Source organism: Kamptonema sp. PCC 6506 (assembly GCF_000180455.1).
GTDB classification, from domain to species: Bacteria; Cyanobacteriota; Cyanobacteriia; order Cyanobacteriales; family Microcoleaceae; genus Kamptonema; species Kamptonema formosum.
Map to the genome: position 1 here is coordinate 1 of NZ_CACA01000046.1, position 4,657 is coordinate 4,657.

The window sequence follows — 4,657 nt, forward strand, 5'->3', positions numbered from 1 at the left end:
TGCTCCCCCGCTCCTCTTCCCCCGCCGCAAGCCAAAAGCCAAATTATCATAAACAGTCAAGTGGGGATAGAGAGCGTAATTTTGAAACACCATAGCGATATCGCGCTCCTTGGGAGGTAAATCGTTAACTAAGCGATCGCCCACCCAAATATTACCGCCAGTTAGAGATTCCAGACCAGCAATTGACCGCAATAGCGTACTTTTTCCACATCCCGAAGGCCCCACCAAAACCATAAATTCGCCATCTTGCACCGACAAATTAATACGGCGCAAAACTGTGTGGCTAGAAGTATGAATATTACTGTCAATTTTACTCGGATAAGATGAGTTTCCCGAATTGAATAATAGGCTTTCATCCTTCATTTTTGTCTCTTCATCCTTGCGAAGAGTCTGAAAGCTTTTGTAAACGTTTTCTATAATAACTTTTGCCATGATGTTTGTAGTAATAACGTTACTATTTGAATTATTATTAGCATATCGGATAGATGATTCTTTCGGATTGAGAACCATCTTCGTTGTCTGTTATAAAAGAATGAAACTCTAATATCGGAACATCATCTTTTCTTTGCAACCTCAAGATTTCCCAAATATTAGGATTATCTTGGAGCTTGATTGTCATGACCATTAACCACTCCGATCCTCCTGTGTCTCTATCTATTATTCGTTCATCAATTTGATTTTTCCCATCATTCCAAAAAGTTGTTTTTATTACCTCAGTAACATTTGCTTCATCATCAACTATTTTCAGTTTAGTATGCGATAACTTTTCTCGCTCGATATCTAAGTATTCAACTGCGTGGTTGTACTCAGAAACGCAATCCCATTCGATTTTTTCATCAGGGTCTAAATCAAAATAGTCTTCGGGTAAAAGCTCAATAACTTCCCATCGGTCAGAACCGATGAGTTGGTATTCTAAAAAAATGTAAACAGACATAAGTTTAGTATTCAGTAGCTTGTAGGGTGGGCGCTCGCCGCTACAAGCCTGTAACTCATAGAAGAAGATGGTTGAGGCGAGCGCCCACCTTACGTTTAATCAGCAATTAGCAATTAGCAATTAGCAATTAGCAATTAGCAATTAGCAATTAGCAATTAGCAATTAGCAACTAACAACCAACAACTAACAACTAACAACTTTGACAATTTTTTCACTAGGATTGAGATTAACGGCGCGATCGCCAGGAGCATCTTTACCCCAGAAAGCAATTTTCTCCACACCCACACGCAACAAACGCCCATTATTAGTTAACAACTTCAACTCCTTTCGAGGAAGCGCCGCCACAATCCCAACGAGAGCATCCTTAGGCTCTGCGAAATGGAATGCTTGAGTGCCAATTTCACCTCGTCCCGTTAGCCTCACAGAACCTACAGGCATCCGTTTTGCCCAACCTAACTCAGAAACCAGTAACAGACTGCCATCAGCAGCCAGAGTAATGCAGCCAACTAACTGTTCCTGTTTTCGCAGTCGCGTAGCTTGAGAACCTTGTGCAGCGCGGCCCATTGGTGGCAATTGCTCATCATTGAGTTCAAAACGCAACAGTCGCCCCCCAGATGTGGCTAAAACTACTTGTTCTCCCGGTTTGCTAAGCATCGCATAGCGCAATTCGTCATCATCTTTTAGTTTAACTGCTGTCACACCACGATTAGTAATATCGCTTAATTCAGAAAGAGGCAACCGCTTAATTTTTCCTTGTTGAGTCAAAGTTACCAAGTCAGTTGCATCAGCATTTTCAGACAGAACAAACATTCCTGCCACAATTTCTGGAAGATTACCTGGAGCGACATCTTTAGTAGCTGAAGGTGAGAGCAAACTAATAATCGGCGTACCGCGATCGCGATTTCCGACTGTCGGAATGTCAGAGATTTTCAGCGGGTAAGCTTTGCCAGTCCGAGTCAAGATCGCTAAATTTTCATTAGTTCTAGCTTGGATAGTGTTGACGCTAAAATCGCTCTCCCCTCCTCGCGACTGAGCAGATTTATCGTGATTTTTACCTCGACTTGACTCCGCCGAAGCCAGCCGTCGCACGTACTGCTTATGCGTAAACTCCAGAACAGTTGCTTCTGAAGGCTCAGTGCTAACCGAGGTGACAGGTAGTTGAGTAGCTTTCTTTTTCCCCTCCCCGCCCCTCTGCTCCCCCGCTCCCCTGCTCCCCCGCCCCTCTGCTCCCCCGCTCCCCTGCTCCCTCGCCCCTCTGCTCCCCTGCTCAGGAGCTCCCCCGCTCCCCTGCTCAACAGTCACTAGCCGAGTGCGGCGAGGATCGCCATACTTGCGTTTAAGCGAGCGCAATTCTTTCTTCAAAGCCTTAAGCAATTCGCGGCGATCGCCTAACAACCTCTGCAACTCCTGAATAGTTGCCATTAACTCATCAAACTCAGCCTGTAAATTTTGCCTCTCCAAGCCAGTTAAACGTCGCATCGGCATAGCCAAAATCGCATCAGCTTGGCTTTCGCTAAAATTCAGCCGACTTTGCAAACCTTGCTTAGCCGTACTACCATCAGGAGCATTTCTGAGAATATCGATCGCCGCATCTAAGTTTCCCAGAACCAAAAGTAACCCTTCGACAATATGACAACGGCGCACAGCCACCTGTAACTCGTGGTTGTAGCGTCTAGTCAGCGTTACTTCCCGAAAATTCAGGAACTCCTGCAACATTTGTCTGAGAGTCAACTGCCGGGGTTGGCCATTAACCAAAGCCAGCAAAATCGCACCGAAATTGCACTGCAAATCAGTCTGATGGTAGAGGCGAGAGAGAACTGTTTGCGGCGAAAACTCGCGTTTAATTTCAATCACCACGCGAATACCTTCGCGATCGCTCTCATCTCGCAAATCGGAAATACCTTCAATTCGGCCCTGATTCACCAATTCCGCTACCTTCTCAATCCAGCCCGCCTTATTCACCTGAAAGGGAAACTCCGTTACCACAATCGCCATCTTGCTGCGAGTCCTGCGAGCGGCTGGAATTTCTTCCATCCGCGTCACACCTCGGACAGCAATACTACCCTTACCTTTCGTATAAGCATCGGTAATTCCTTCGGTACTGATAATCTCCCCACCAGTCGGAAAGTCTGGGCCTGGAATCAACGCCAGCAACTTCTCATCTGACAGATCCGGCGTATCAATCAAAGCAATTAAACCATCCACCACCTCATTCAAATTGTGAGGCGGAATATTCGTCGCCATCCCCACCGCAATCCCAGAACAGCCATTCAGTAGCAAAAACGGCAACTCCGCCGGCAATACCGTCGGTTCCTGCTGCGAGGAGTCAAAATTATCACTAAAGTCAACCGTCGCCTCACCAACCTGAGTTAGCATTGCCTCGTGACAGATTGAGGCCAAACGAGTTTCCGTGTAGCGCATCGCCGCAGGTGGGTCATTATCCACCGAACCAAAATTCCCATGACCCGCCAGCAACGGATATCGACTAGAAAACTCTTGAACCATCCGCACCAAAGCGTCATAAACTGACTGGTCGCCATGAGGGTGATATTTACCCAAAACATCCCCAACCACCCTGGCACACTTACGGTAAGGACGGTCAGGTGTCAGGCCGAGTTCGTGCATAGCGTATAAAATCCGCCTGTGAACCGGTTTCAAGCCATCGCGGACATCTGGTAGAGCACGCCCGACGATAACACTCATGGCGTATTCGAGATACGACTGCTGCATCTCGGTGTGCAGCGCCGTTGAGATTACTTGGCCAGAAAAGAGGTTTAATTGTTTAGCCATGAGTCCTTGTGTCCGTTAATTCCTGAGTGTAAAACAGCTCTCAACAGCAAGCTGCTGAAACCGCCCCGGTGGAAAACTGATATAGCTGGGGCTAGGGGCTAGGGGAAGAAGGGAATAGAATCAAGGTTTCAGCAACTTATAATGTCCTAACCACCTTGGCGGTTGCTATATATGCTCTGATTACACGATATTAGACCGCGAGTTCTCTGAGTTCGTTGCTCTTAGCGCAGCCTCCGCTAAAATTTTTAGAGCGTCAAGAGCATTTTTCCCTAGTCGGTTGCTCTATCGAACTCGGTAATAGCAGTTTTACATAAGATTGCTTTAGCCTGATAAGGAATTGATCAGACTAGGGCGAAGTAGAAAGTAAACAGCAAAAACCTTACAGAAATAACTGTACAGAGGTTTGCATAAGATTTATAGAGCAGCAAGTAGCAAGGAAAAAGTTATGAAAACCGTTCTGATTGTAGAGGACGATTTGGTTAATGCTCGCGTTTTCTCCAAGATTTTGACTAAGCGAGGTGGTCTTGCCGTAAAGCACACCGAAAATGTGGAAGAGGTGATGCAAATTGCGATTGATGGGGAAGCTGACCTAATTTTGATGGATGTGTCTCTGTCTCGGAGCGTTTACCAGGGTAAGGCTGTTGACGGCATTAAGATTACTCAAATGCTGAAGGCAAACCCCCAAACTGCTAAACTACCGATTATTTTGGTGACAGCTCACGCGATGGCTGGCGATCGCGAAACCTTTCTCAATCAAAGTGGTGCTGACGGTTACATTTCCAAACCTGTCGTCGATCATCAAGATTTCGTCGCTCAAATCAAGGCCTTGCTTCCCCAGGAGTAATAGCGAGGGAGCGGAGGAGCGGGGGGGCAGAGGGGCAGAGGGGCAGGGGAGCAGGGGGGCAGGAGGGGCAGGAGGGGCGGGGAGAGTGG

Annotated in this window: 4 protein-coding genes; 1 reads left to right on the forward strand and 3 read right to left on the reverse strand. The window is 46.9% G+C overall.

The features are described 5' to 3' along the window. From OSCI_RS02445 to OSCI_RS02455, 3 genes are all read right to left on the reverse strand, one after another. The coding region (locus OSCI_RS02445; protein WP_039961601.1) for an ABC transporter ATP-binding protein at positions 1-432 on the reverse strand (432 nt) is incomplete at its 3' end. 37 nt (positions 433-469) lie between these two features. Next, entirely contained in the window at positions 470-934 is a 465-nt protein-coding gene (locus OSCI_RS02450) for a hypothetical protein (RefSeq protein WP_007353266.1), read from the reverse strand. Between the two features lie 183 nt (positions 935-1,117). Continuing rightward, positions 1,118-3,724 carry a DNA gyrase/topoisomerase IV subunit A gene (locus OSCI_RS02455; protein ID WP_007353267.1) on the reverse strand — a complete coding sequence of 869 codons (2,607 nt, stop codon included), beginning with the start codon at positions 3,722-3,724 and terminating at the stop codon, positions 1,118-1,120. Between the two features lie 445 nt (positions 3,725-4,169). Between OSCI_RS02455 and OSCI_RS02460 the strand changes: the two genes are divergently transcribed. Further along, entirely contained in the window at positions 4,170-4,568 is a 399-nt protein-coding gene (locus tag OSCI_RS02460) for a response regulator (RefSeq protein ID WP_007353268.1), read from the forward strand. The last annotated feature ends 89 nt before the right edge of the window (positions 4,569-4,657 follow it).

What these genes read in the sequence shown, in the direction of transcription:
- OSCI_RS02450 (WP_007353266.1), bottom strand. Translation starts at nt 934, where the DNA reads ATGTCTGTTTACATTTTTTTAGAATACCAACTCATCGGTTCTGACCGA.
- OSCI_RS02455 (WP_007353267.1), bottom strand. Translation starts at nt 3,724, where the DNA reads ATGGCTAAACAATTAAACCTCTTTTCTGGCCAAGTAATCTCAACGGCG.
- OSCI_RS02460 (WP_007353268.1), top strand. Translation starts at nt 4,170, where the DNA reads ATGAAAACCGTTCTGATTGTAGAGGACGATTTGGTTAATGCTCGCGTT.